General features: G+C 66.9%; 24 protein-coding genes. 15 read left to right on the top strand and 9 right to left on the bottom strand.

Annotated features, from left to right (window positions below; translation table 11 throughout):
- Positions 1–30: 30 nt before the first annotated feature.
- From P2Q00_RS33545 to P2Q00_RS33520, 6 genes are all read right to left on the bottom strand, one after another.
- A complete protein-coding gene (locus tag P2Q00_RS33545) occupies positions 31–1,122 on the bottom strand; it encodes a sugar ABC transporter substrate-binding protein (protein ID WP_275777334.1) in 1,092 nt (363 codons plus the stop codon).
- Positions 1,123–1,483: 361 nt separating this feature from the next.
- Entirely contained in the window at positions 1,484–2,536 is a 1,053-nt protein-coding gene (locus tag P2Q00_RS33540) for a LacI family DNA-binding transcriptional regulator (RefSeq protein ID WP_275777333.1), read from the bottom strand.
- A gap of 452 nt (positions 2,537–2,988) precedes the next feature.
- Positions 2,989–3,639: an immunity 49 family protein gene (locus P2Q00_RS33535; RefSeq protein ID WP_275777331.1), complete on the bottom strand. Its 651-nt coding sequence runs from the start codon at positions 3,637–3,639 to the stop codon at positions 2,989–2,991.
- A gap of 217 nt (positions 3,640–3,856) precedes the next feature.
- Positions 3,857–4,330 carry a winged helix-turn-helix transcriptional regulator gene (locus P2Q00_RS33530; protein ID WP_275777329.1) on the bottom strand — a complete coding sequence of 158 codons (474 nt, stop codon included), beginning with the start codon at positions 4,328–4,330 and terminating at the stop codon, positions 3,857–3,859.
- A 39-nt stretch (positions 4,331–4,369) separates the two neighbouring features.
- Positions 4,370–4,777 (bottom strand): hypothetical protein, encoded by a 408-nt coding sequence (locus P2Q00_RS33525; protein ID WP_275777328.1) that lies wholly within the window; start codon positions 4,775–4,777, stop codon positions 4,370–4,372.
- Complete coding sequence (locus tag P2Q00_RS33520; protein ID WP_275777326.1) at positions 4,774–5,640, bottom strand: GGDEF domain-containing protein; 867 nt, start codon at positions 5,638–5,640, stop codon at positions 4,774–4,776. The genes P2Q00_RS33525 and P2Q00_RS33520 overlap by 4 nt, the downstream gene beginning before the upstream one ends.
- Before the next feature lie 298 nt (positions 5,641–5,938).
- Between P2Q00_RS33520 and P2Q00_RS33515 the strand changes: the two genes are divergently transcribed.
- The 13 genes from P2Q00_RS33515 to P2Q00_RS51010 all read left to right on the top strand — a co-directional run bounded on the left by P2Q00_RS33515 (position 5,939) and on the right by P2Q00_RS51010 (position 16,999).
- Complete coding sequence (locus tag P2Q00_RS33515) at positions 5,939–6,382, top strand: XRE family transcriptional regulator (protein ID WP_275777324.1); 444 nt, start codon at positions 5,939–5,941, stop codon at positions 6,380–6,382.
- Between the two features lie 195 nt (positions 6,383–6,577).
- Positions 6,578–7,000: a hypothetical protein gene (locus tag P2Q00_RS33510; protein WP_275777322.1), complete on the top strand. Its 423-nt coding sequence runs from the start codon at positions 6,578–6,580 to the stop codon at positions 6,998–7,000.
- On the top strand, positions 6,901–8,154 hold the full coding sequence (locus P2Q00_RS33505; RefSeq protein WP_338059369.1) for an MAB_1171c family putative transporter: 1,254 nt from the start codon (positions 6,901–6,903) through the stop codon (positions 8,152–8,154). Before P2Q00_RS33510 ends, P2Q00_RS33505 begins: the two co-directional genes overlap by 100 nt.
- A complete protein-coding gene (locus tag P2Q00_RS33500) occupies positions 8,151–9,335 on the top strand; it encodes an FAD-dependent oxidoreductase (RefSeq protein WP_275777318.1) in 1,185 nt (394 codons plus the stop codon). The genes P2Q00_RS33505 and P2Q00_RS33500 overlap by 4 nt, the downstream gene beginning before the upstream one ends.
- 178 nt (positions 9,336–9,513) lie before the next feature.
- Positions 9,514–10,074 carry a hypothetical protein gene (locus P2Q00_RS33495; protein WP_275777316.1) on the top strand — a complete coding sequence of 187 codons (561 nt, stop codon included), beginning with the start codon at positions 9,514–9,516 and terminating at the stop codon, positions 10,072–10,074.
- A gap of 1,039 nt (positions 10,075–11,113) precedes the next feature.
- Positions 11,114–11,830 (top strand): SAF domain-containing protein, encoded by a 717-nt coding sequence (locus tag P2Q00_RS33490; RefSeq protein WP_275777314.1) that lies wholly within the window; start codon positions 11,114–11,116, stop codon positions 11,828–11,830.
- Complete coding sequence (locus tag P2Q00_RS33485; RefSeq protein ID WP_275777313.1) at positions 11,827–12,597, top strand: MinD/ParA family ATP-binding protein; 771 nt, start codon at positions 11,827–11,829, stop codon at positions 12,595–12,597. The genes P2Q00_RS33490 and P2Q00_RS33485 overlap by 4 nt, the downstream gene beginning before the upstream one ends.
- Positions 12,597–14,054: a TadA family conjugal transfer-associated ATPase gene (locus P2Q00_RS33480; RefSeq protein WP_338059368.1), complete on the top strand. Its 1,458-nt coding sequence runs from the start codon at positions 12,597–12,599 to the stop codon at positions 14,052–14,054. Before P2Q00_RS33485 ends, P2Q00_RS33480 begins: the two co-directional genes overlap by 1 nt.
- Entirely contained in the window at positions 14,051–14,965 is a 915-nt protein-coding gene (locus P2Q00_RS33475; RefSeq protein WP_275777311.1) for a type II secretion system F family protein, read from the top strand. Before P2Q00_RS33480 ends, P2Q00_RS33475 begins: the two co-directional genes overlap by 4 nt.
- Positions 14,962–15,855, top strand: a complete 894-nt coding sequence (locus P2Q00_RS33470; protein WP_275777310.1) for a type II secretion system F family protein — start codon at positions 14,962–14,964, stop codon at positions 15,853–15,855. The genes P2Q00_RS33475 and P2Q00_RS33470 overlap by 4 nt, the downstream gene beginning before the upstream one ends.
- Before the next feature lie 105 nt (positions 15,856–15,960).
- Positions 15,961–16,095: a hypothetical protein gene (locus P2Q00_RS33465; protein WP_275777309.1), complete on the top strand. Its 135-nt coding sequence runs from the start codon at positions 15,961–15,963 to the stop codon at positions 16,093–16,095.
- Between the two features lie 29 nt (positions 16,096–16,124).
- Positions 16,125–16,481 carry a TadE/TadG family type IV pilus assembly protein gene (locus P2Q00_RS33460; protein ID WP_275777308.1) on the top strand — a complete coding sequence of 119 codons (357 nt, stop codon included), beginning with the start codon at positions 16,125–16,127 and terminating at the stop codon, positions 16,479–16,481.
- The gene (locus P2Q00_RS51010; protein ID WP_369293695.1) at positions 16,478–16,999 is read left to right on the top strand and encodes a TadE/TadG family type IV pilus assembly protein; all 522 of its coding nucleotides are present in this window, start codon (positions 16,478–16,480) and stop codon (positions 16,997–16,999) included. Before P2Q00_RS33460 ends, P2Q00_RS51010 begins: the two co-directional genes overlap by 4 nt.
- Before the next feature lie 20 nt (positions 17,000–17,019).
- Here the strand turns inward: P2Q00_RS51010 and P2Q00_RS33455 are convergent, their stop codons facing one another.
- From P2Q00_RS33455 to P2Q00_RS33445, 3 genes are read right to left on the bottom strand one after another with little or no spacing between them, the layout of a single operon-like run.
- Entirely contained in the window at positions 17,020–17,355 is a 336-nt protein-coding gene (locus P2Q00_RS33455) for a hypothetical protein (protein ID WP_275777306.1), read from the bottom strand.
- Positions 17,356–17,391: 36 nt separating this feature from the next.
- A complete protein-coding gene (locus P2Q00_RS33450; RefSeq protein ID WP_275777304.1) occupies positions 17,392–17,925 on the bottom strand; it encodes a DUF4262 domain-containing protein in 534 nt (177 codons plus the stop codon).
- A 54-nt stretch (positions 17,926–17,979) separates the two neighbouring features.
- Complete coding sequence (locus tag P2Q00_RS33445) at positions 17,980–18,378, bottom strand: hypothetical protein (RefSeq protein ID WP_275777302.1); 399 nt, start codon at positions 18,376–18,378, stop codon at positions 17,980–17,982.
- Between the two features lie 140 nt (positions 18,379–18,518).
- Between P2Q00_RS33445 and P2Q00_RS33440 the strand changes: the two genes are divergently transcribed.
- Positions 18,519–18,953, top strand: a complete 435-nt coding sequence (locus tag P2Q00_RS33440) for a pilus assembly protein TadG-related protein (protein WP_275777300.1) — start codon at positions 18,519–18,521, stop codon at positions 18,951–18,953.
- A 46-nt stretch (positions 18,954–18,999) separates the two neighbouring features.
- The gene (locus P2Q00_RS33435; protein WP_275777299.1) at positions 19,000–21,558 is read left to right on the top strand and encodes a BTAD domain-containing putative transcriptional regulator; all 2,559 of its coding nucleotides are present in this window, start codon (positions 19,000–19,002) and stop codon (positions 21,556–21,558) included.
- The last annotated feature ends 314 nt before the right edge of the window (positions 21,559–21,872 follow it).

Here is a 21,872-nt window from a genome sequence, read left to right as displayed (position 1 = left end):
CCAGGGGCGGGCCCGGCACCGGTGGATGGGTCAGCGGACGCCGGCCTTGGTGCCCGCGATCGCCGCGGCGACGTTGTCGGCGGTGACCAGGAGCGGGCCGGTCAGCAGCGGGTTCTGCGGCGGGAGGACGCCGTAGGACAGGAGCTGGTTGGCGATCGACACGGCGTAGAAGCCCTGCAGGTACGGCTGTTGGTCGATGGCGAAGAGCTGCTTGCCGGCCTTGACGCGGTCGAGCTGGCTCTGTGAGAGGTCGAAGGTGCCGAGCTTGACCTTGTCACCGGCCTTGGCCTGGTCGATTGCGGCGGCGGCGCTGTCCGCGTCCTGGACGCCGATGGTGACCACGGCGTCGACGCTGCCGTCCTTCAGCAGCGCGGCCTTGATCGCCTGTGTGACGGCGGACGGGTTGCCGAAGTTCGAGGAGGGCAGGGGGAGTTGCTTGGACGTGCCCCCCTTGCTCTTGGCGCCGTCCTTGATGCCCTTGCAGCGGGCTTCCGAATTGGCCGCACCGGGCACGGTGTTGACGCACAGGATGTTCTTGGCGCCCTCCTCGGCGAACTTGGCGCCGCCGGCCTTGCCCGCCTCGTAGTCGTCCGAGCCTATGTACTTGATGGCGCCGGTACGCTTGGCCGCTTCGACACCGCCCGAGTTGTAGACGAACACCTTGACGCCCTTGGCGATGGCCTGCTTGATCGCGGCGTCCTGGTTCTCGGGAACCCAGTCCGGCACCACGATGGCGGACGGGTTCTGCGCCAGCGCGGTGAGTGTCAGCTTGGCGGCGTCCGGGCCGAGGTTGTCGTAGTTCTGCGGGCCCAGGAAGGTGACCTTGCCGCCGCCCGCCGTGACCAGCTTGGCGGCGTCCTCGCCGCCACGCTTGATCGCGGACCAGAACGGGTCGTCGGCCTTGCCCCCGATGACGTAGATGGAGTTCTTGCCGCTGCTCTTCGTGCCGGACGTCGATCCGCCCCCGGCCGGTGCCGTCGACTGGCCCCCGTCGCCGCCGGAGCCCTTGCCGCTGGCGCACCCGGTCAGCGCGGCGGCTGCCATGGCGAGCAGAGTCACTGCGGTCAGGCCTCTTGTGGAGAGACGGCGACCGGACGGCCGCCGGGTCTGCATGCGTTCCATGTGCTGGGTTGCTCCTTCATGTGAAGCCGGGCGAGGGCTTGAGCGGGGCCGGGAGAGCCTTGGGTACGGGTACGGGTGTGAGGGCATGGGGGTGCCAGGGAGGGTGCGCCGAAGGGGCGCGTGAACGGGGATGCGCGGTGGCAGAGCCGTCCCGCTGCCGACTTTCTCGTAGGTCGTCGTTTGTGACGCTCCGACGGTTTGCCGCACGGGAGTTTCCCGCTGCGATTCCGTCGGGGAACCAGGCGATCTTGTGTTCTTTAAAGCGCTTTAAGCGGTGCGCAGAGCATGCTTCTGTTTCGGGGGCGTGTCAAGACTTTGTGCCCGATGCGCACCTTGTCTTGTTAGGTGCCTGATACACGCGTTAGGTGCCTGATACGCGCGAAGGCGTCCGCGTGGTCCCTCGCACGATCAGACGGGGCGGGAGGACGATCTCGCGGGGTGCGGTGCGGCCGCCGTCGAGGCGCTCGACGGCGGCCGTCACGGCATGACGGGCCTGCTCCTCGGCGTTCTGGCTGACGGTGGTCAGGTCGAAGCAGTCCAGCCGGGACAGGGCATTGTCGTCGTAGCCGGCGACGGAGACGGTGCCGGGGACGGCGATCCCGGCCCGGCCGAACGCGGCGAGGACACCGATGGCCGACTGGTCGTTGTATGCGACCACTGCCGTGGGCGGCGGGCCGCTGTCGAGGAGATGCTGTGCGGCCCTTTCGCCGGCCTCCTCGGTGATGTCGCCGGGGAGCACCCGGATGTGCTCGTCGAGCCCGTGGCGGCGCATGGCGGTGCGATAGCCGTGGCGCCGATCGGTCGCGATGACACCCCTGCCGCCGTCCACATACGCGATCTCGCGGTGCCCCAACTCCACCAGGTGGTCGACGACTTGGCCGATGCCGTCCTCGTCGGCGGTGCGTACGACGTCCAGGGCGGCGTCGGCGATACGGCGGCCGACGGCGACGACGGGCGTCTTGCGGTCCAGTGCGGCCAGGGCGTCGGCAGGGGCCACGGGGCCGAGGAGGATCAGGGCCTCGCTGCGGAAGGCGAGCAGCGTCCCGATGGCGGTGTGCTCGTCACGGGTACGGGTCTGGGTGGACAGGACCAGGTCGTAGCCGACCTCCTCGGCGGCCGTGTGCAGATGCTCGACCAGTTCGGCGTGGAACGGGCTGTGGATGTTGACCATGACGCCGAGCAGCCGGCTGCGTCGGCTGGCCAGCAGACTGGCGGTGCGGTCGGGGCGATAGCCCAGCTCCGCGACAGCCTTCAGTACGCGCTGCCGGGTCCGTTCGCTGGGGCCCGGGGCGTTGCGCAGGACCAGCGACACGGAGGCCGTGGACATACCCACACGGGTGGCGACGTCCTCCAGGCGGGGGCGCGGGACCGCGCCATTGCCGCCCGTGGGGGCGGCGGATTTCGGCACGTCCACTTTCCCTCCCCTCCGGATTCTGGTCGCATTCTTGGCATGCGTCTGTGGTGGCGGTGATGGTACCCACCGGTTAAAACGCTTTAAACGGCGCGCCGTCGATCTCGGAACGAAGCCCTGACGCGACGTCGCCGCGAGACGTTCCGGACCGGTAAGGGGAGTGCTGCGGGGTGTGCCGGTGTCCGTGGGCTGTTGGCCTGCGTGCGGGAGTGGATGGCGATCAAGCGGTGGCGAAGCCGGGTCGGGGTCCCCCAGAGCGTCCGCCATGCGCTGTCACACGAACTCATCCCCAGACCGCAGCCGGTGGCGCTGTTCCGGCCAGCCAGCCAAGGGTTCCAATGCATACTGCTGAGCGTGTGGTTCAGGACGGAATCCTGGACTTGGCACCCGCATTGGTCGGTCTCGGGTGCATCAGGTGAGGAAGTTGCCGAACCCACGCGGGCTGCAGGAGGGGATTAGGCGTCAACCTCGCCAGCCCAGCCGAACCTCAGCAACTCCTCGGGCAGGTAGTGGGACTCGACGTCGTTAGGAAAGTCGGCATCGCGCGACATCGAAGCGAGGGCGAGCGGGGCCAGGGCCACCAGTCCGTCGACGCTCTGAGCGCGTTCCTCGTCTGCCGTCCAGAACTCCTTGTGCCGGGTGACGGCATTGGCGAGAGCGGCGTTGAAACGCTCGACCTCTTGGCGCTGATAGAGGTGAAAGAGTTCCAATGGCGGATACAGGATCTTGAGCAGCACGTCGCTGCCCGTGTTGTGAGGCACGGCTGGATCGGTCCCATTGACTGCAGACACAACCTTGTCCCACATGACTTCAGGCTGCCCGTGCCAGAAACTCTGGAAAGCCTCCACCCAGTCGTACAGAAACTCGTCGAAGACCGCGCCCGACTGACGAAGGAATGACACAGGAGCGCTCGCCAACTGTTCAAGACGCCCGTTCTCGCGGCAGACGGTTGCCAGGTACCACGACGTCAGCCATGCGTCGACGTGCAGGTAGGGCTGAGGCCCGGTGACCGGGAGATCCTTGCTCTTGCCGTCGACTCCGATCCGGCACAAGGCAGGCCCGTTGGACGCTGTACTGGCAGCGAACAACGCCGAGCCGACCTGCATGGCCGTAACCTACGCCTCCCAGGTCTCGAACCCGGCTGCAGCGGGATCGGTCGCGCACAAGGCCTTGGTCACGGGCAGGGTGGCGTCGAGGGCACGAGAGAGACGTTTCGTCGCAGTTCCTGGTAGACGGCATCATTGCGCCGCGGTTGCAGGAGTGCATGGATAAGAGAGCATGACGTCCTGGAGAAGCCCTGAGCGACGTAGCTCGTGCCCCCGATTACAGCCCTTGGTGCTGTTCCGACCAGCTCGCCAACGGTCCAAGCGCATCGAGCAGTTGTCGTCCCGCAACAGTGATGCGGTACGTCGTGTGGTATGGAAAACGCTCCTCTCGGTCGCGCAGGACCAGGGCCTCGTCCCGCAGCTTGTTCAGCGTCCGGTTCAGGACCGAGTCCTGGATGTAGCGCTGCTCCGACGGATGTTGAGGATCCGGTGTTCGGTCCCGGACGGCCTGGAGCAGTGCGCCGTACTGGATCGGGCCTGCCGCAAGCACTTCCAGGATGTCCGTGACCCACTCTCGACGCAGGATCCGCAACGCATATCTGCATTGGTGGGAGATGAAACGGTCTTGGGAATGGTCGTGTCGGTGCTGTTCGTCGTGGCGGTGCCGGCCGTGAGTCCTTCGGTGCAGCAGACCAGGCCAGCGCGCGAGTCGGGCGCGTCGTTGGGCATCGCTCTCCGCCGGATCTCGCACAGCAAGCTCCTTGTCCGAGCGGTCAGTTGGCAGGATCGGTTACGCCGCGGCCGTATCGAGGAAGCGCCGCAAGGACTCAGGGTCGGTATGGCGGTTCGCGTACTGCGGTCTGACCAGCCAGTACGCCCCCGGAGGGGCGGTGCGGCAGAGATTGGGGACGACGACATAGCAATTGCGTCCCAGGCCACGGGAGCCTGGCGCGGCCCAGTCAGCCGCCGTGCCGGGCGGAATGAGGAAGTAGAGGCTCGGGATCCTCATGTCGGGGTCGGCGATGACGGGGCCGAGCCGGTCGGGGCTCAGTGCGCGGAAGTAGTGGACGACCGGGATGCCGAGACCTGCCTCCACGCGTACGGCGTCCCACCACTCGCCGGCAGCGACCGCCGACGCTCCCTCCACGGGCACCCAGGCCGAGTAATGGATGGACTGCAATTGATCATGGGTCTTCATGGCGCCTCCAAAGGTGCTGTGCAGCGATTGAGGAGGGTGGAGAGGACTGTGTAGACGTGCTCCACCCCGAGAGGGGAAAGCGCGAGCTCCTGTTCCGTGGTGCGCGGGAGGCAGTGATGGGGCGCGAGCATCAGGCGTACGCCGACGCCGCGTGGGTCGAGGGGCTGTTTGCCGGTGTCGTCGGGGAGGGGGCTCGCGCAGGGGAGCGCGACGCGGACCTGGTCGCCGCCGCTTCTCTTGGCCTGACGTAGAGCGGCGTCGCAGTCGAGGAGCAGATCGGCCAGTGCCCCGGGTGGGAGGTCGGCGGCCACGGCTATACCGATGGAGACGGTCTGACCCGTCAGCCTGACCGTGACGCCTCGCTGTGTGCGTACGTCGACGGTGAGGCCGCGGACCCGGTCGCGCATTCTCCGGGCGATGACGAGTGCGCGGTTGAGGTCGAGGTCGGGGAGCAGCATCAGGAACTCATCGCCGGCGCAGCCTCCGTAGCGGCCCACGAGGCCGGCGTCACCGCTTCCGCTGCGGAGCACGTCGGCGATGGCACGGAGCACCGTGTCGCCCGCGGGGTGGCCGTAGGTGTCGTTGATCGTCTTGAACCGGTCGACGTCAGCGAGGATCAACGCGAGCGAACGGCGTTCGCGTCGGGCGTCGGCGAGTGTGCAGGCCGCCCAACGGTCCCAGGCATGTCGGTACAGAGTGCCGGTGACGGCGTCGACGAAGGACTCTCCGCAGGTGGTGCAGTGGGCGGCCCGGCCTTGCGCCGTTGTCTCGGTCGCGAAGTCGGTGGATTCGTCGAACGGTGAATCAAAGGGCGGACTGCCCATCGTACGAGAACGGTGGATCGAGGTCGTCTGTGGAGCCATGGTCATCGTCCCCTCGCGGTGTGGCACGCGGTTGCGCTGCAGCGCCGTTGGGCCGGCTCCGCGGGTTGGGGAGCTGGAGTGAGGTGCCGTTTCCCCGGGGCGTCTGAGCGGCCGTTCGTACCTCAGCGGTTCAAGACTGAACAACTCTGGGGTGATCTGTAGATTCTGTGGCTCAACTACTGGTTGAATCTGACGGTGAGTGAGTCTAGGGTGGAACCGTTCAGTCCTGTCAACCGACGCTCGGGTAAAGGGAAATGAAAGGGCGTCAGGTGAGCTTCATGTTCAAGGGGATGTGCTTGTGCCTGGTGCTGAGGGACGGTCAACACTGGCTGAGCGGCTGGAGCGCCTCTTCGACGAGATCCGTCCGGAGGGGCCCAAGGGGCGGCGGTACACCAATGACGAAGTCGCCTCGGCGCTCAAGGAGATCGAGCCGGATCTCAGGGTGAGCGGGGCGTACCTGTCCGCCCTGCGCAATGGCACGAAGCGCAACCCGTCCATGGATCTGATGGCGGTGCTGGCGCAGTTCTTCCGGGTCTCGGTGTCGTACTTCCTGGAGCCCGTGTCGGACACACAGACCGACGCGGCGGTCGCCCTGGCGAGAGTCGGCCACAATCCCGAGGTCAGAAACCTCGCCCTCAGGGCCCTGGAACTAAGCCCTGAAGGTCTGGCCATCGTGACGCAGATCGTTGAGCATGTCCTTACCCAGAATCAGACCCGGAACTCCACGGACCCGGACGCCTGACGCGAGCGATACCCGCAATCCGGCACGGAACCCCCATTACCTGCTGCGAACGGGAGGGACCCGAGACCGATGAGTGAGCGTGACTTACGCAGACGCTGTCGGCGATTACTCAACGATCTGGAGATCCGGCCACCCCTGGACGTAGAGGAACTGTGTCGGCGATTCGCCCAACAGCAGGGCAAGCCAATCCGGTTGGTGCCCTACGACATACCTCTTCCCGGGCCCTTCGGTCTCTGGATCGGCACTGATGACGCCGACTTCATCGTCTACCAGCGGCAGACCAGCCGAGCTCATCAACGGCACATCATCCTCCACGAGTTCGGCCACAAATTTGCTCAGCATGAGAGCTGTGCTCCTCCCGGCCTGTTGCGGTTTCTCGGGCGGGGCATCGAAGCGGCGGCGCAGCAAGGCGAGTTTCCGTTCTTGCAGGAGAGCACCATTCGATGGGCCATGGGACGTTCGGTCTATGACGACGCGCAGGAGCGCGAAGCCGAGACCGTGGCCACGATCATTCTCGAGTGGGCGTCCGTACTCGACCACGTCGTCCCCAAGAACCCGGACGACGGTGCGGCCGAGCGAATGGGTATGGCGCTCAGCGACCGGCTGGGGTGGCTGTGAACGATCTCCTTGCGATCTACGGAATCACCGCATGCGTCGTCCTGGCCTGGACGGTCGTCCGCTTGATACGAGCCCCGAAGGACCGAGCTCTGTGGTCGTTGTGCGGACTCATCACCGGCTGGACCGTGTCCTTCCCCTTCGGTCGAGCCGCCGACCGCCAAGTCGGTCTTCTTGGTACCACAGCGATGGAATCGCGCCTGATCGAGCACTCACTTGTGGTGATCGGCGTGCACGGTCTGGTCTGCTTCTATCTCTATTCGGCGCTGAATGGTCGTCAGGCCAGGAAAAGGGCTTGGCAGTACGGTATCCCGCTCGCCGTGACGCTTGCGGTGCTGATGACAGCAGCGCTGCTCACGCCAGAGGGCGTGGGAACCCGCGATCACCGGGTCTCGAGCGTTGCGGTCTTCTTCGTGGCTGCGGACGCGTACTGCGTCTTCGGCTTCAGCAGGGCCTGGGTATGGAACCGGCGATATGCGCGCGGCGCCGGGCCTCGGCTGAGACGCGGACTCCGTCTGGCAGCTGCCGGCATGGTTGCGATCGTGGCGGCCAGCGTCCTCTTCGTGGTGGCCGTCGTCCTGCACTGGGCAGGCGGTGGCGCCGCGCCGAAGTCCCTGCACACGCATGGCGCCGCAGCCACCGCGCTCGGGTGGTTCGCAGCGGTGTTCTTTCTGTTGCCGGGCGTCGTCATCTTCCTGGTCGGCGTCGCGTACCCGGCCGCGGCTATGCACGGCATCGCACTGAGCCTGTGGTGGCGCCACCTGCGGCAGTACCGGCGGCTGGGGCCCCTGTGGGCCGCTCTGCACGAGCACTTCCCGGAGAACGCTCTGTCGAGGGTCCCGGTGAGGCCTTGGCGAGACGCGTTGAACCCGCGGGCGGTACACCGCCGTTACTACCGCCGAGCCATCGAATGCCGTGATGGTCTCGTGCGTATCAGCCCGTACGTCATCGCATCCGATGGCACCGGCATCCGCTCTCCCCAGGAACTCTCGGACGGGCTGCGACGGGCGCTGCGAGCCCGCGCTGCCGGACTGCCTGCCGCCGCGAATGCCGTACCCATCGCTGTACCCGAGGACGCCTCCCTGGAGGCCGACGTCCGCGAGCTCGTGGCCCTGTCGGATGCACTCCGCACGGAACGCCCGAACGGAGAAAAATGATGCATGCATTGATCATCGGCGGAGGCGTCGCTGGTCCCGCGACCGCGATTGCGCTGCAAAAGGCCGGCATAACCTCAGTGGTGTACGAGGCGTATCCCTCGGGCGCCGACGAGCGCGGAGCCTTCTTGTCGCTCTTCGCAAACGGCATCGACGCACTGAAAGCGATCGACGCCCACGAGCCCGTACTCGAGCGGTCCTTCTCCGGCAGCCGCATTGAGTTCACCACCAGCGCCGGAAAACAATTGGCAACCGCTCGCCTCGACCGCGACGTGCACGGCGACTTGCCTGGGCCGCGCATCCTGAAACGCGCTGACCTCTGCGAGGCATTACAGGGCGAAGCAGTGCGTCGTGGCATCCGTGTCGAACGAGGCAAGCGTCTGGCGTTCGCCAGGCGTACGCCCGCGGGGCGTATCGTGGCGACGTTCGAGGACGGCACCATGGACGTCGGCGATTTCCTCGTGGGAGCCGACGGCATCCACTCGGTCGTTCGACGGTCCATCGATGCCGATGCTCCCGCTCCTCGGTACACGGGCGAAGATGTCGTCTGCGGGTACGCAAGGAAAGCGCCGGTGCTGGCTCCGCCGGAGACGTTCCGCATGATCTACGGGAAGCGGGCCTTCTTCGCCTTCCTGACCACACCCGGGGGAGACACCTGGTGGTTCACCAACATCTCCGGCATGGACGGTTCGGCCACTGCTCTTTCCAGGGATTGGAAACGGCTCGCCCTGGAACGGGTGCGCGCCGACGTGGACCCGGCCACCGATCTCATTGAAGCGACTGGCGACGACGTCATAGGCATCCGCGTATACGAGATGGCATCGACACCCATTTGGCATGCGGGTTCCATGATTGTCGTCGGCGATGCGGCTCACCCTGCATCGCCCAATGCCGGACACGGAGCGGCGATGGCCCTGGAGGACAGCGTGCTGCTGGCCATGTGCCTTCGTGACCTGCCGGACATCCCAAAGGCATTCGGGAGGTACGAACAGCTTCGCCGCGAACGCGTCGAACGCCTCGTCGCCACGAGCGCCCAGATGAGGAAGCGCGCAATCCCGGCCCCCCTCCAACGCGTCTTGCGGGACTTCATGTTGCCGAGGCTGTTGAAGAACGGCCCGCGCAACGCGGCTCCTTGGCTCACCCGTCATCACATCGACTGGCACGAGAAGCTCGCCGCACAGTAAAGAGTCGGCAACGAGAGCGGACCGACTCGAAAGTCGGTACGTCCACGCACCTTGAAGTAGGTCCGTCGGCCCGGAGTAGGGATGGATATGCCCACGCATGGCGTGCGGTGGGCAGCAGCGTCCGTCCTCTTCGGGAGGTGCCACCGTGCCTGGTTTGGGGAGAGCGAGGTGCCGGGCCGTGTACGCCGGTGTCGGCGCGGGACTGACCCTGGTCGTCGCCGGTTGCACGGACTCGGGCCACGGCACGCCGGGCGCCGGAAGTGCCGTCGACCGACGCGATTCAGGCGTGACGAGTCCGAGCACGTCGCACACGTGGTCGCGCGCCGAAGCCGCCCAAGAGCAGGCGACGCAGGCGTACCGGGGCATGTGGCAGGACATGGCCACGGAGGCAGAAACCTCGAACTGGCAGTCGCCGCTGCTCGCCCGGCACGCCACGGGCGAGGCCCTCGGAGCGATCACTCGCGGCATGTACGCCGACCATCTCAACGGCCTCATCACCAAGGGGGAGCCGAAGAACTCACCGTCGGTCACCCAGATTTCCCCGTCCGCTGACCCCGCTGTGGTGTTGATCTCCGACTGCGGCGACTCCACCCACTGGCTGAAGTACCGCAAGAGGACAGGCCAGTTGGCGGACGACGCCCCAGGAGGACGGCAACAGATCACCGCGGAGGTCAAGAAGCAGGACGACGGGACGTGGAAGGTCGCCCGCTTCGCCGTCGAGGGGGTCGGGTCGTGTTGAGGTGTGCATCCGTTGTGTCATGCGTGGCCGCGGTGCTCCTGGTCGCGGGCACCGCCCCGGCGCTCGCGGACGGGGGCTGGGGATCCGTCGACTGCTCGCAGAATCCGTACGCGGGCTGTGAACTCGGCGCCGGCAAAGGGGGCGGCGGAAGCGACGTGCCCCGGCGTGCGAAGCCTCGGGTGCCTTCGCCGCGTGGTGGCGGCAGCGAAAACGGTGGGAGCGGCGGGAGTTCGGCGCGCGATCCGAATCTTGCGATGTGTGCCTACGAACGCAGCGACTACGAGCCTCCGCCGGTGGTGGCCACGGCCGCCTATCACGGGCCGGCGGACAGGCAGAGGGCCCGGGCGGTGAGGGCGGTGTTCGTCAGCCGGCTCGGGCCTTCTGCGGACAGCCGGGCCGGCAATCCGAAGCCGGGCGAGAAGGGCGCCTGGTACGTGTACAAGTGCACCGAGGGCGGAGCACGGGACGCGTTCTACCGGCCACCTGTATGGATTCCCGACGGCGCTCAGATTGGTGGAGGGGCTCACGCGGCGCCCACGCCCGCGGACCTCGCGCAGCAAGCGCGGAAGCAACTCCGCCTTCCATCACTGGCGATAGAAATGAGCCCGCGCGGGGAGCAGTTGGTGAATCTGCCGACGTGGTTTTGGCTGGACCGCGGGGACTGGCGTGATGTCTCTGCGACGGCCTCGGTGCCCGGGGTTGCCGTCACTGCCGTGGCGCGGCCCACGCAGGCGGTCTGGCGACCGGGTGACGGCGGCACAGTCACCTGCGGAGGGCCGGGAACGCCGTATGACTCCGTAGATGCCGTACACGCGAGTAGTCCTTCTCCGGACTGCGGCCATACGTATCGCACCTCGTCCGCGGGACATCCGGGTGAGGCATACGCATTCTCGGTGACCGTGCACTGGGCGGTCACTTGGACCGGTGCTGGGCAGTCCGGAGTGTTCCCGGATCTCACTACGACGTCGAATGTGCATGTGCGCGTCGCCGAGAGCCATGCGCTGAACACCGGGAGGCGGTACGGAGGGGAGGTCGAAGGGTGAGAACGCAAGTACGCGCGAAGGAGCACGGCAAGCCCCCGTCCGCGCGGGCAGCTCTTCGCGACTCCGGGCACCGTACAGATCGCGCCCCGAGCCGGCTGTCGGTCGTCGCACGACGGCGGCAGTTGCCGTACCTGGTGATCGGTGCCCTCCTGGTCCTCGGGTGTGTAACGGGAGCGGTGCTGCTGACCGATCGGCTGGGGGAGCGCGAGAACGTGCTCGCGCTCGCTCGGCCTGTGGCTGTCGGCCAGAAGCTGAGCGGCGCCGACCTGCGAGAAGTGAGGGTGGCGCGCGACAGCGGTCTCGACGTCCTGTCGGCTGGATCTCGAACGGCAGTGGAAGGGCGCTCTTTGGCCTACAGCCTGCCCGCCGGAGCGTTGCTGACCGAGAGCGTGTTGGGGCGTACGAGAGTCCCGCCCGCTGGTCAGGCTGTGGCGGCCGTAGGCCTCAAGGCCGGTCAGCTACCCGCGGGAATCGGACCGGGCAGCCACGTCTCGGCGGTGGCCGTCCCCGGGAACGGCGAAGCCACCAATGCCCCGCCTGTGAGCGCCGGCAACAGGTCGTGGTCGGCCGTGGTCGACGACGTACGACCTGTCCGGGACGAGCAGCTGACGGTGGTGACCCTCCTGCTCGCCGAAGACGACGCCGAGCAGCTCGCCGCAGCAGCCGACGGCACGATCCGCATCGTCGTCGTGCACGGAGGTGGTGGGCCGTGACGCTGATCGCGATTGGCAGTCTGAAGGGATCGCCCGGGGCGACGACGCTTGCATTGGGGCTCGCGAGCCGATGGCCGACCGGATATCGACCCGTTGTCGTGGAGTGCGATCCGGCAGGTGGCGACCTGGTGGCCCGCTTTCGCTTGGCCCTCGAGCCAGGCTTGGTGAGCCTGGCAGCTGCGGCACGACGCACCGAGTCGTCCGACCTGCTGTGGCAGCACACGCAACAGCTGCCCGGAGAGCTGCGCGTCGTGGCCGGACCTCCCGGAGCCGACCAGGCACACGCCGCCCTGACGCAACTCATGGGTGCGAGCGTCGAGCAGTCGGCGCTCGGGCGTGCGGCCGCACCCGCCGGAGCTGTGATCGTCGCGGATTGCGGACGGATCGATCCGCACTCGCCCGTCTTGCCGCTCGTCCGAGGCGCCGATGACCTGCTCCTGCTCATGCGCGCCCGAGACGATGCCCTCGCGCACGCCGCGAGCAAGGTCGACGTGCTTTCCCAGTGGTCGCGGCGGCCCTCCTTCGTGCTTGTGGGCGACGGCTATCGGTCACAAGAGGTGTCCCGGGAACTGGGATTCGACGTGTTGGCGCATCTTCCGGAGGACCCCAGAGGTGCGGCGGTGCTGCGCGGTGTCGGCCGCCGGCGTTCGGCTCTCGTGCGGTCGGAGCTCGGCAAAGCACTGGCCGTCCTCGCGGTACGACTCGTCGACAAGGCGGCCGCGGAGCCCAGGAGTGAGGCCGCGGCTTCGGAAGCAGGAGTGGCGTGATGACGGCGGAAGAGGTGCGTGAGTCCAAGATCTACGGTTCTCCGAGGCACAACGGACTGCCGCACTCGCTGCCGGGCTCGGGCGTACACGATCCGTCCGACGTGCCGGGCATGCGGTCAGACGAGAACAGCGCCGCGGAACGGCTCCGAGAGCGACTTCGCCTCCAGGTGTCCGAAGGGCTTGCCGAGCGCATCCGTGCGAAGGAAGGCGCGGGTAAGACCCATTGGACCGCCACCGCCCGCAGGGCAGCAGCGGACGAGATCCTCGCCGATGCAGCCGAGGAGTACGCCCGGGAACAGATGACCAGGGGTGGGCGGGTCGTGCCGCCTGATGTCGAGCAGCGTGTGATCGCGACCGTGCTCGACGAACTCTTCGGCCTGGCCGGCCTCGAACCGCTGCTCCATAACCCCGACATCGAGAACATCAACATCAACGGCGATCGAGTCTTCGTACGCCACTCCGACGGCCGCCGAGGAGAGCAGCCGTCCCCTGTGGGCTCCGATGCCGAACTGGTCCAGCTCATCCGGGAACTGGCAGCGCGCTCCGGCGTGGAGGAGCGGCGTTTCGACCGAGGAAGCCCCGGAGTGAGCTTCCAACTCCCAGGCGGTGAGCGAGTGTTCGCTGTCATGGCGGTGACGCCTCGTCCGTCGGTGTCGATCCGGCGCCATCGATACAAGGCGGTTTCCCTTGCTGAGCTGCGTAGGAACGGGACCCTCGACCGTCGACTGGAAGCATTCCTGGCAGCGATTGTCCGGGCCAGGAAGAACGTGCTGATCACCGGCGGAACATCGATCGGCAAAACCACGCTTCTGCGTGCGCTCGCGGCAGAGATCCCACCATGGGAGCGCCTCGTCACCATCGAGGACGTCTTCGAACTCGGCTTGGATGCCGACTCCGAAGCTCATCCCGATGTCGTCGCGATGCAGGCCCGTGAAGCGAATATCGAGGGCGAAGGAGCCATCAGCCAGGCCGAGTTGGTGCGCTGGGCCCTGCGCATGGCGCCGGACCGGGTCATCGTCGGTGAGGTACGCGGGCCCGAAGTCATCCCCATGTGCAACGCGATGAGCCAAGGCAACGACGGGTCCATGGCTACTTTGCACGCCTCGAGCAGCCGGGGCGCGTTCACTCGGCTTGCCGCGTACGCGGTGCAGGGGGCCGAACAGTTGCCTCTGGAGGCCACCAACCTTCTGGTCGCCTCCGCGCTGGACTTCGTCGTGCACTTGGACCGTCCGCTCGGGGAGGCCGGTCTGCGTGTGGTCTCCTCCATACGGGAGGTTGTCGACGCCGACGGCCCACAAATCGTCTCCAACGAGGTGTTCAGACCGGGACCTGACCGACGAGCAATACCCGGTGTACCCCTGCGGTCCGAGACGCTGGACGAGCTGGAGACGGCCGGGCTCGACCCCGATCGATTGGAGCCAGAGCCAGAGCCAGGGGAGTGGGGGCGGCTGCCGTGAGCGCCGACGCGGTCTCGGCCGCCGCCCTGCTCGGGTTCGGCTTCGGCCTGGGGCTGCTTCTCGTCGTACGAGGATGGCGTCGCTCTGGTGAACCCGCACCGGTTGTGGCCGTCCGACGGCGCCTGTTGTCCCGGGAACAGCGGGCCCGCCTCGGCCGTCGGCTCGCTGTGTCCTTTGCCGCGGGTCTGGCGTGCGGGGCTCTTACGGGCTGGGTGGCGGGAGGCCTGCTGGCTGCCATGGCTGTCTGGAGCCTGCCGGCGTTGTTCGGCTTGGCCACGGTCGACCAGCGGCGACTCGCGCGGATCGAAGGCATGGCGGCCTGGAGCGAGATGCTGCGCGACACCCTCGCTGCGGCTGCGGGTCTGGAGCAGTCGATCGTCGCCACGGCCAGTGCTGCGCCTGAGTCGATCCGGCCCCAGATCCTGGAGCTTTCAGTGCGTCTGGAGCGTGGCGAAGGCCTCGCCACTGCGGCACGACTCCTTGCCGATGAACTGGCAGAGCCGACGGCCGACCTCGTCCTGGCCGCGCTCGTGCTGTCTTCACAGCACCCGGCCCGGCGGTTGTCCTCTCTGTTGGGCGAACTCGCGGCAACGGCGCGTGCCCAGGTGGCCATCGACCAGCGCGTGGACGCGGCCAGAGCCCGTACGCGGACGACCGTGCGCGTCGTCGTCATCACGTCCTTGTCCTTCGCGCTGGGGCTCGTACTGCTCAACCGGCCCTTCTTGGATCCGTACGACACCTTTGCCGGACAGTTGGTCCTGGCGTCCATCGGCGGGCTGTTCGGCTGCGGGTTCCTGTGGCTTCGACACCTGGCCCGATCCGATGACCCGGATCGCTTCTTGGGCCGACTCGAAGGTCCAGCCGGTGCCCCTGACAGGGCTCGATCGGCGAGCCGGGAGGTCAGACGATGAAGCTGACCATGCTTCTGGGAGCGGGAGTCGGCCTGGGACTCTGGGCGCTGATCGTGTGGCTCGTCCCACCGAGACCGCGCCTGGCCCACCTGGTCGCACGGCTGCGCTCCCACGCGAAACCCGCGATCCGGCCGATGGCCCAACAGGAAGGCTGGGCCGCCCGGTTGGGGACGCCCTTCATCGGGCCGCTGCGATCTCTCGGGCTGCCCCGCCGAGGCATCGCGGCGGATCTGGCCCTCACCGAACAGTCGGCCGACTCCCATCTCGCAGAGAAGGCAAGCCTCGGCCTGATAGGCCTCCTCCTCCCCACGACTGTCCAAACCATGGTCGCACTCGACGGCAACGCGCAGCCGTGGGCCGTACCCGCAGGCGCTGCCCTGGCCTTCGCGACCGCTGGATTCCTGCTCCCCGATATGACCGTACGGGCCAGGGCACGACGTCGACGCGCAGCATTCCGCCACGCTCTCGGCTCGTACCTCAACCTCATTCACATCCTTCTGGCCGGCGGCGCAGGACTCGAATCCGCGCTGCACGACGCCGTCGACATCGGGCAGGGATGGGCTTTCGAGCAACTCCGTCGGACCCTCAACACGGCCCGGATCACGCGCAGTTCGCCCTGGAGAGCGTTGGGTGGACTCGGCACGAGGCTGGGGATCGAGGAGTTGACCGAACTCGCCGCCGCCCTCTCCCTCGCCGGCTCCGAGGGATCCAAGATCCGCGCATCGCTGTCGGCCAAGGCAGCCGCCATGCGTCATCGGGACGGCGCCGAAGCCGAAGGCCGCGCCAACGCGGCGACCGAACGCATGGCGTTGCCCTGCATGCTCATGGCCTTCGGCTTCGTCATTTTCGTCTTCTATCCGGCCTTCACACAGATCACGGCGTCGCTATGACCCCGCCACGGCGCAGAGAGGAGTTCGGTCATGTGTCTGTTCACCACGCGAGGGAGTTTGATCGCTCGCATCGTCGGGGTTCTCCGTCGAGCTGTTCTTCGAGGGATGTCGTACGACGACGGTTCCGTCACACCGGAAATGGTGATCTGGACGGCCTTCGGTGCGGCACTGGCACTCGCGGTCACATCGCTCTGGGGTCCGCAGATCCTGGCGGCAGCCCGGGAAACCCTGTTCAAGTAGAGCGGCGTCGCGGCGACGGGAGCGCCACGGTGGAGATGGTGATCGGCATGCCGCTCATGTTCCTCCTCGTCCTCCTGCTCGCCCAGACCGCCCTGTACTTCCACGCGGCCCACATAGCGCAGGCGGCGGCCTCGCACGCACTGGCGGTCACCCGGGTGGAGAACGGCAGCGCAGCGGCGGGGGAGGACGAGGCCCATTACGTCCTCGACCAGATAGGGCGCGGGCCTCTTCACCACACGCAGGTTGCGGTGCGCCGAGGAGAGGACCGGGCCGAGGTCCGTGTGTTGGGCGAGGTAACGAGTGTCGTTCCGTTCGTTCGTATCTCAGTGAGTGCACGGGCGGCCGGCCCAGTCGAGGCGTTCGAAGGTAGGGGAGGGCAGCCATGACAAGGGCTGCTCCTGTGCGGAAGCGGCGCACGAGAGGACGCGGCAGTCAGCACAGTCGGACGGACAGTGGACTGGCGACAGTGGAGCTTGTGATGGTCGTTGCTGTGCCTCTGCTCATGCTGGCCTTCATGGTTCTCTGCGGACGTGTGACGGAGTCCCGCCTGCGCGTCGCCGATGCTGCACATCAAGCCGCCCGAGCGGCGAGTACGGCTCCCTCCGTCGGCGTCGCGAAGAACCGGGCCCGCGCTACCGCCGCTGCCGCGCTGGGGGATGCGGGCGTTGTTTGTCGGTCACTGGACGTCGAGGTTGAGGGCGGCCTGCAGCCGGGGGACACCGTCACCGCCGTGGTCACGTGTCTCGTCGATCTCAGCGATTTGGCCCTGCTGCAGGTGCCGGGCACTGCGATCATCCGTGTCTCCATGGCCTCTCCGGTCGATGTGTACCGAGGTAGTGCTCTTGGGTTCGCAAATTCTCAAGTGCCATGGGGGCCGAACCGAAGTGTGGGTGCTGAGCCGTGAGTGCGCGGGAATGCTTTCGTTCATATTCCGTGCGTGGAGCGTGCTCGAGCTCTTGCTTGGCAGGCTGCTCGTGCTGTGAGCCAGACGGTCTCAAACTCTCCGGCTGCGAGGGTTTGCGGCTCGTGTGCGTCCCACTCGTGGACGGCAATCTCCGCGGTGAAGCCGAACGTTGCTTCGTAGTCTCGAAGGGTTCCGGCTTGCTGGGCGGCTTCCCATTCGGCCAACGACGCTGCGGCGATGGGCTTCTCGAGCGGTCCAGCGAGTTCGACCTGGCGAGTGACCCAGCCGTCTGCGTCGACCTCAAAGTAGAACCAGGTGTCTTCCTCGGCCCAGTAGGCGCGGAACCAGCGCGTCATGGCGTCATTGTCCGTGAGGGCGTCCCGGTCGCCTCTTCACAGATCTTGCGTCCAGACCCCGACAGGGTGTTCGTCGGGGTGCAGCGACAGCTGGGGTTGGCGGCTGAACAGATTTTCTCCGCCGGGCTCCCAGGGGAAGGCTCCGTCGCGGTTGGGCCAGACGACCTGGAGGAACGGGAACGGCGGCTTGCGGTAGTAGCCGATCGCGGTGCCGAAGAACGCCTTGTACCAGCGGTAGTCGACGGGTTTGAGGACGACCGGGACGCTGGCGACGTCGTGCCGCTCCTGGTCGGCCTCCAGAGGTTGTCCTTCGACGGCGCGCTGACCGAGGTCGTTGAGGACTGTGTGCATCAGGTGGATGTCCAGGCCGAACATCGCAAGCTCGGGTATCCGGTGGCAGTGCCACAGGCCGATGGTGTAGGCCCAGCCTGGTCCGTGGTCATCGGTGGGGATCATCACGACTTGCCAGCCGTGCTGATGGATGGCGTCGACGGTCGACTGAGTGCGTGGGTCCAGTTCGTTGGTGTCCTGGCAGGCGACGCAGTGGCAGGCAGTGTGACCGGTGGGCATAGCCGTGAGGTTACGGGAGCGGGTGGACTTCAAGCTCGGGGGGAGGTTGCTCGATCAGGTCGACGGGGCGGCGTCGGTGAAGCCGGGGTGGCCGACGACGTCGGCGTAGCGGAGCCTGGCGCTTATGGAAAGGCCGAACATGTTGAGCAGACGCTTGGCGTCTCCGGTGCTGGCCATCGCTTCGGCGCGGATGCCGACGTTGCGGGATTCCAGGGTCCTGCCCGGGTTGATGAGCAGGTGCGGCTCGGCGATGTTGGGCCTGGTGGCGGTGCGGTAGTCCAGATAGGCGGCGATCCGTTCGCGAACCGGATCGGCCAGGGGGATCTTGCGGTCGTCGATGTGGAGCCAGCCGGCGCTGACGTCAACGAGTCGAAGGTTGCGTACTTGGCTGGTGCACAAGCTGTCTCCCGCGTCCGCGGTGGCAAGAGCCAGTGCGTATTGGTCAAGCGTCATGACCGCTCCAGTTCACCAGGAGTGCCGGTGCTTCATGGATTTCGGAAGATCCGCATGATTCATGGAGATGCTTCAGAACCTGAACCTACGGCCTTTCCGACAGCCGACTCTCGGGCGACGATCCAGGAAGGCGGGACTCCGTGACTGGCTTCGCACGCCGTGGGCCGTACGACGACAAGGGCCAGATTGCGGTCTTCGGCGTAGTCATCACTGCGGCGACCGTGATGTTCGCGGGCCTGGTCCTCGACGGCGGCCTCGCGCTGGCGGCCAAGAGCCGTGCTCTCGGCGAGGCTCAGGAGGCGGCTCGAGCAGGTGCCCAGGCCATCGACATTGCCGCGTATCGCCGTGACGGGACGTGGGCGTTGGCCCCCAACGAGGCACGGAAGCGTGCGCGCACCTACCTGTCGTCCACAGGTGATGAGGGCAGCGTCGCCGCGACGACCACGACCGTGAATGTGACCGTCACGGCCCGCCAATCCACCGAGTTCCTCCGGTTCTTCGGCGTTGATGAGCTCACCGTCACTGCCGTCGGCAGCGCCCGCCCAGTACGCGGAGTCGCGGTCCGGGCACCGTAAACATGGGGCTGAGATGGGGGCACAGACTTTGCGACGCGGGGGCGCCTTGGCGCGCGGCATCCTGGCGGTCGGCGTTCTTGCACTTCTCGTCGTAGGGATCCCGTGGGGATTGGCTCGGTATGTCGGTTGGCCTTTGCCGCGCCGTCTGCCGCGGATCGGGGAAGTGGTTTCGTTCCTGGCTTCGCCGTTGAGCACCGGCATGCTGCTCGATGCGCTCGAGTGTGCCCTGTGGGTGCTCTGGGCTGCCTTTGCCGCCGCCGTTCTCAACGTGCTCGGCGAGGCCGCATGCCTGTTGCCTCGCTTGCGCACTCGCGTGTCCAGGACAGGGCCGTTGAGGGTATTGGCCGCGGCGCTCGTCAGTGGCGTCGTGCTGGCGCTCACACCCACGCGTGACCTTCACTGGGCACTGGCGGTCCAGAAGCACCCTTTGGCCGACAGTGGATCGCCCAACTCCCCTTGGGAGGCAGGGATATCGGGCAGAAGCCTACGTGGACCAGACGGCGTAGCGAACGACACGAACACGACCGTCGTGGTACGGACACCCCGCAACGGTATCCACGACAGCCTCTGGCGCATCGCCGAGCGTCGGCTGGGTGACGGTTCGCTCTGGCCGCAGATCTTCGAGCTGAACCGCAACCGGACACAGCCCGACGGCGGGGCACTCACACACCCGAACCTCATCCAGCCGGGTTGGATACTGCGCCTGCCCGTGCCGTCCGCCCCGACCCCGGACGACGACCACGCTGGTCAAAAGCCGGGCGGCTCGCCCAACGCTGGGTCGCCATTGCCATCGTCGGGTTCGCCAACACCGACCGAGCACTCAGCCTCGAGTTCTGCCACCAACTCCGATAAGCGGGGCAATGGATCGGCTCCGGGAGTCAGTTTGCCGGACGGCGCATTGGTAGGGCTTGGCTTGGCCACGGCGATCGTGGTGGCCCTCGTGGTCGTACGACGACGCCGGAGGATGCGCTACCGACCGGGGAGCGGCAGACGCGACGACGTCCACTTCGCGCCCGTGATCCGAGCTCTGCGGCAGGCTCAGGAGAAGGCGCCGGATGAACGTGAAACGCCAAGCGGCGCCCCTGTGTTGTCCGAGTTCGGGAAGCCCACGCACGTCGTCGGAGCCAAGGAGGGGCGTGCACTCGCTTGGGACCTGGCGCGGACTCGAGGGCTGGGGCTGGTCGGACCGGGCGCCCTGGACGCCGCACGTGCTCTGCTGGTCCAACTGCTGGGCGAACAACGGCTTCCAGGCCAGGGTGAGGTCGAACTCGTAGTCCCGGCACCCGATGTATCGCGCCTTCTGGGCAGAGAAGCGAGCACGCTGAGGCCGATGGGCCGACTTCGTGTTGTCGCCGACCAAGATGAGGCGCTGAACGTGATGGAGGGCGAGTTGCTCTCCCGTGCGCGCGCAAGGCACGGACAAGAGGGGGTCAGTGACACCGGCTGGACCGAACTCGTGCTCGTCGCTACGGCGCAGGCCATGGATGAACGTCGCCTGCAAGCCGTACTCGACAACGGCTCCACGCTCGGCATGGCGGGCATTTTGATCGGACAGTGGCCGTCGGGGACTACGCTGCGCATTCGAGAGGACGGTAGCGTCGCGGTTGCTGTGCCTGCCGATTCAGAAGGTGCCTTCGCTGGGGCCCGGCTGTTCAGGCTGTCAACCGAGGACGCGGGTGCGTTGGTTGAGCTACTGATCGAAGCGGAAGCAGCGACTTCGGAGGCACAGGTCCCGGAGCCTATCCATCGTCACCCGACTCCCGAGCATCCACCCGACGAAGAAGCCGTTCCGCGCTCAACGGCCCAGAGCCACGAGCCTGTAGTCCAGGTCAGTGTCCTTGGCGCTGTTTGCCTGAGATATGTCCCGCCTGACTCTCCCGTGGCTGTGGGAATCACCAACGCGTTTGCTCACAAGCAGCGTGAACTGATGGCATTTCTGTCTCTGCGCCAAGAGGGAGCACGCCGGGAAACGGTCGCTGCCACGTTGTGGCCCCAAGCCCCTCACAGCCGCCCGTACAACAGCCTGCACGCGACACTGAGCCAGGTGCGCCGAGCCCTCCGTACGGTGACGCATGGCGGCCTCACGGATGTGACCGTGCAGAGCGACAGCCGCTACGCCCTGGACAAGGACCATGTGGTCGTGGATCTGTGGGAGTTCAGGGCCGCTCTTGCGCTATCCCGCCAGCTCGTGGACGACGAGGAGAGGGCGAGCGCGGCACTGCATCAAGCAGTCGACCTCTATACGGGAGACTTCGCCGAAGATGTCTCCGCCGAGTGGGCGGAAACGCCTCGAGAGGCATTGAGGCGGGACTTCTTGGACGCTGTCTCGGCCGTGGTGCGCCATGTAAGTCGGACCGATCCACGTCAGGCACTGCATCTCTTGGAGCGTGCGCGAGAGCGGGACACCTATAACGAGGCGATCTATCGAGATATCGCACGCCTACAGGCGCAGTTGGGGCTTTTGGATGCTGTCCGCCGGACCCTCGAGCTGCTCAAAAGGAGTCTTGCAGAGATAGAGGAGGAACCTAGCCCAAGCACCATCGGGCTGTGTGAGGCGCTGCTGCGTGGACATGGGGGTGTCAGCTTACGAGGCGACCAGGCCTGATGGGTTGGCCGGAGCTGGCGCTGCGCGATACAGCGAGGCCCTTGACGTGGGGCCGTGACCACCGGACTCATAATCCGTTGGCCGTGGGTTCGAGTCCCACCGACTCAAGGAACGTGCCCTGGTCTGCGGTGACCTTCCTCTTGACGTGTCGATGGACCCAGTAGCCTGGCGTGGGTTGGGGCTGGGATGCTCGTGGTGGTCGCGGGCGTGATCGGTAGCAGGTGATCGTCTGCCGCGGGGCCTCTTCACCGGAATCGGGGTCCTGGGTTCGAGTGCCTCGTAGGCTCCGCGAAGATCCGGGCGGGAAGGGGCTG

Origin of the sequence: Streptomyces coacervatus, assembly GCF_029223485.1 — a bacterium.
Lineage (GTDB): Bacteria > Actinomycetota > Actinomycetes > Streptomycetales > Streptomycetaceae > Streptomyces > Streptomyces coacervatus.
This window is presented reverse-complemented; position numbering and strand designations above follow the sequence as displayed.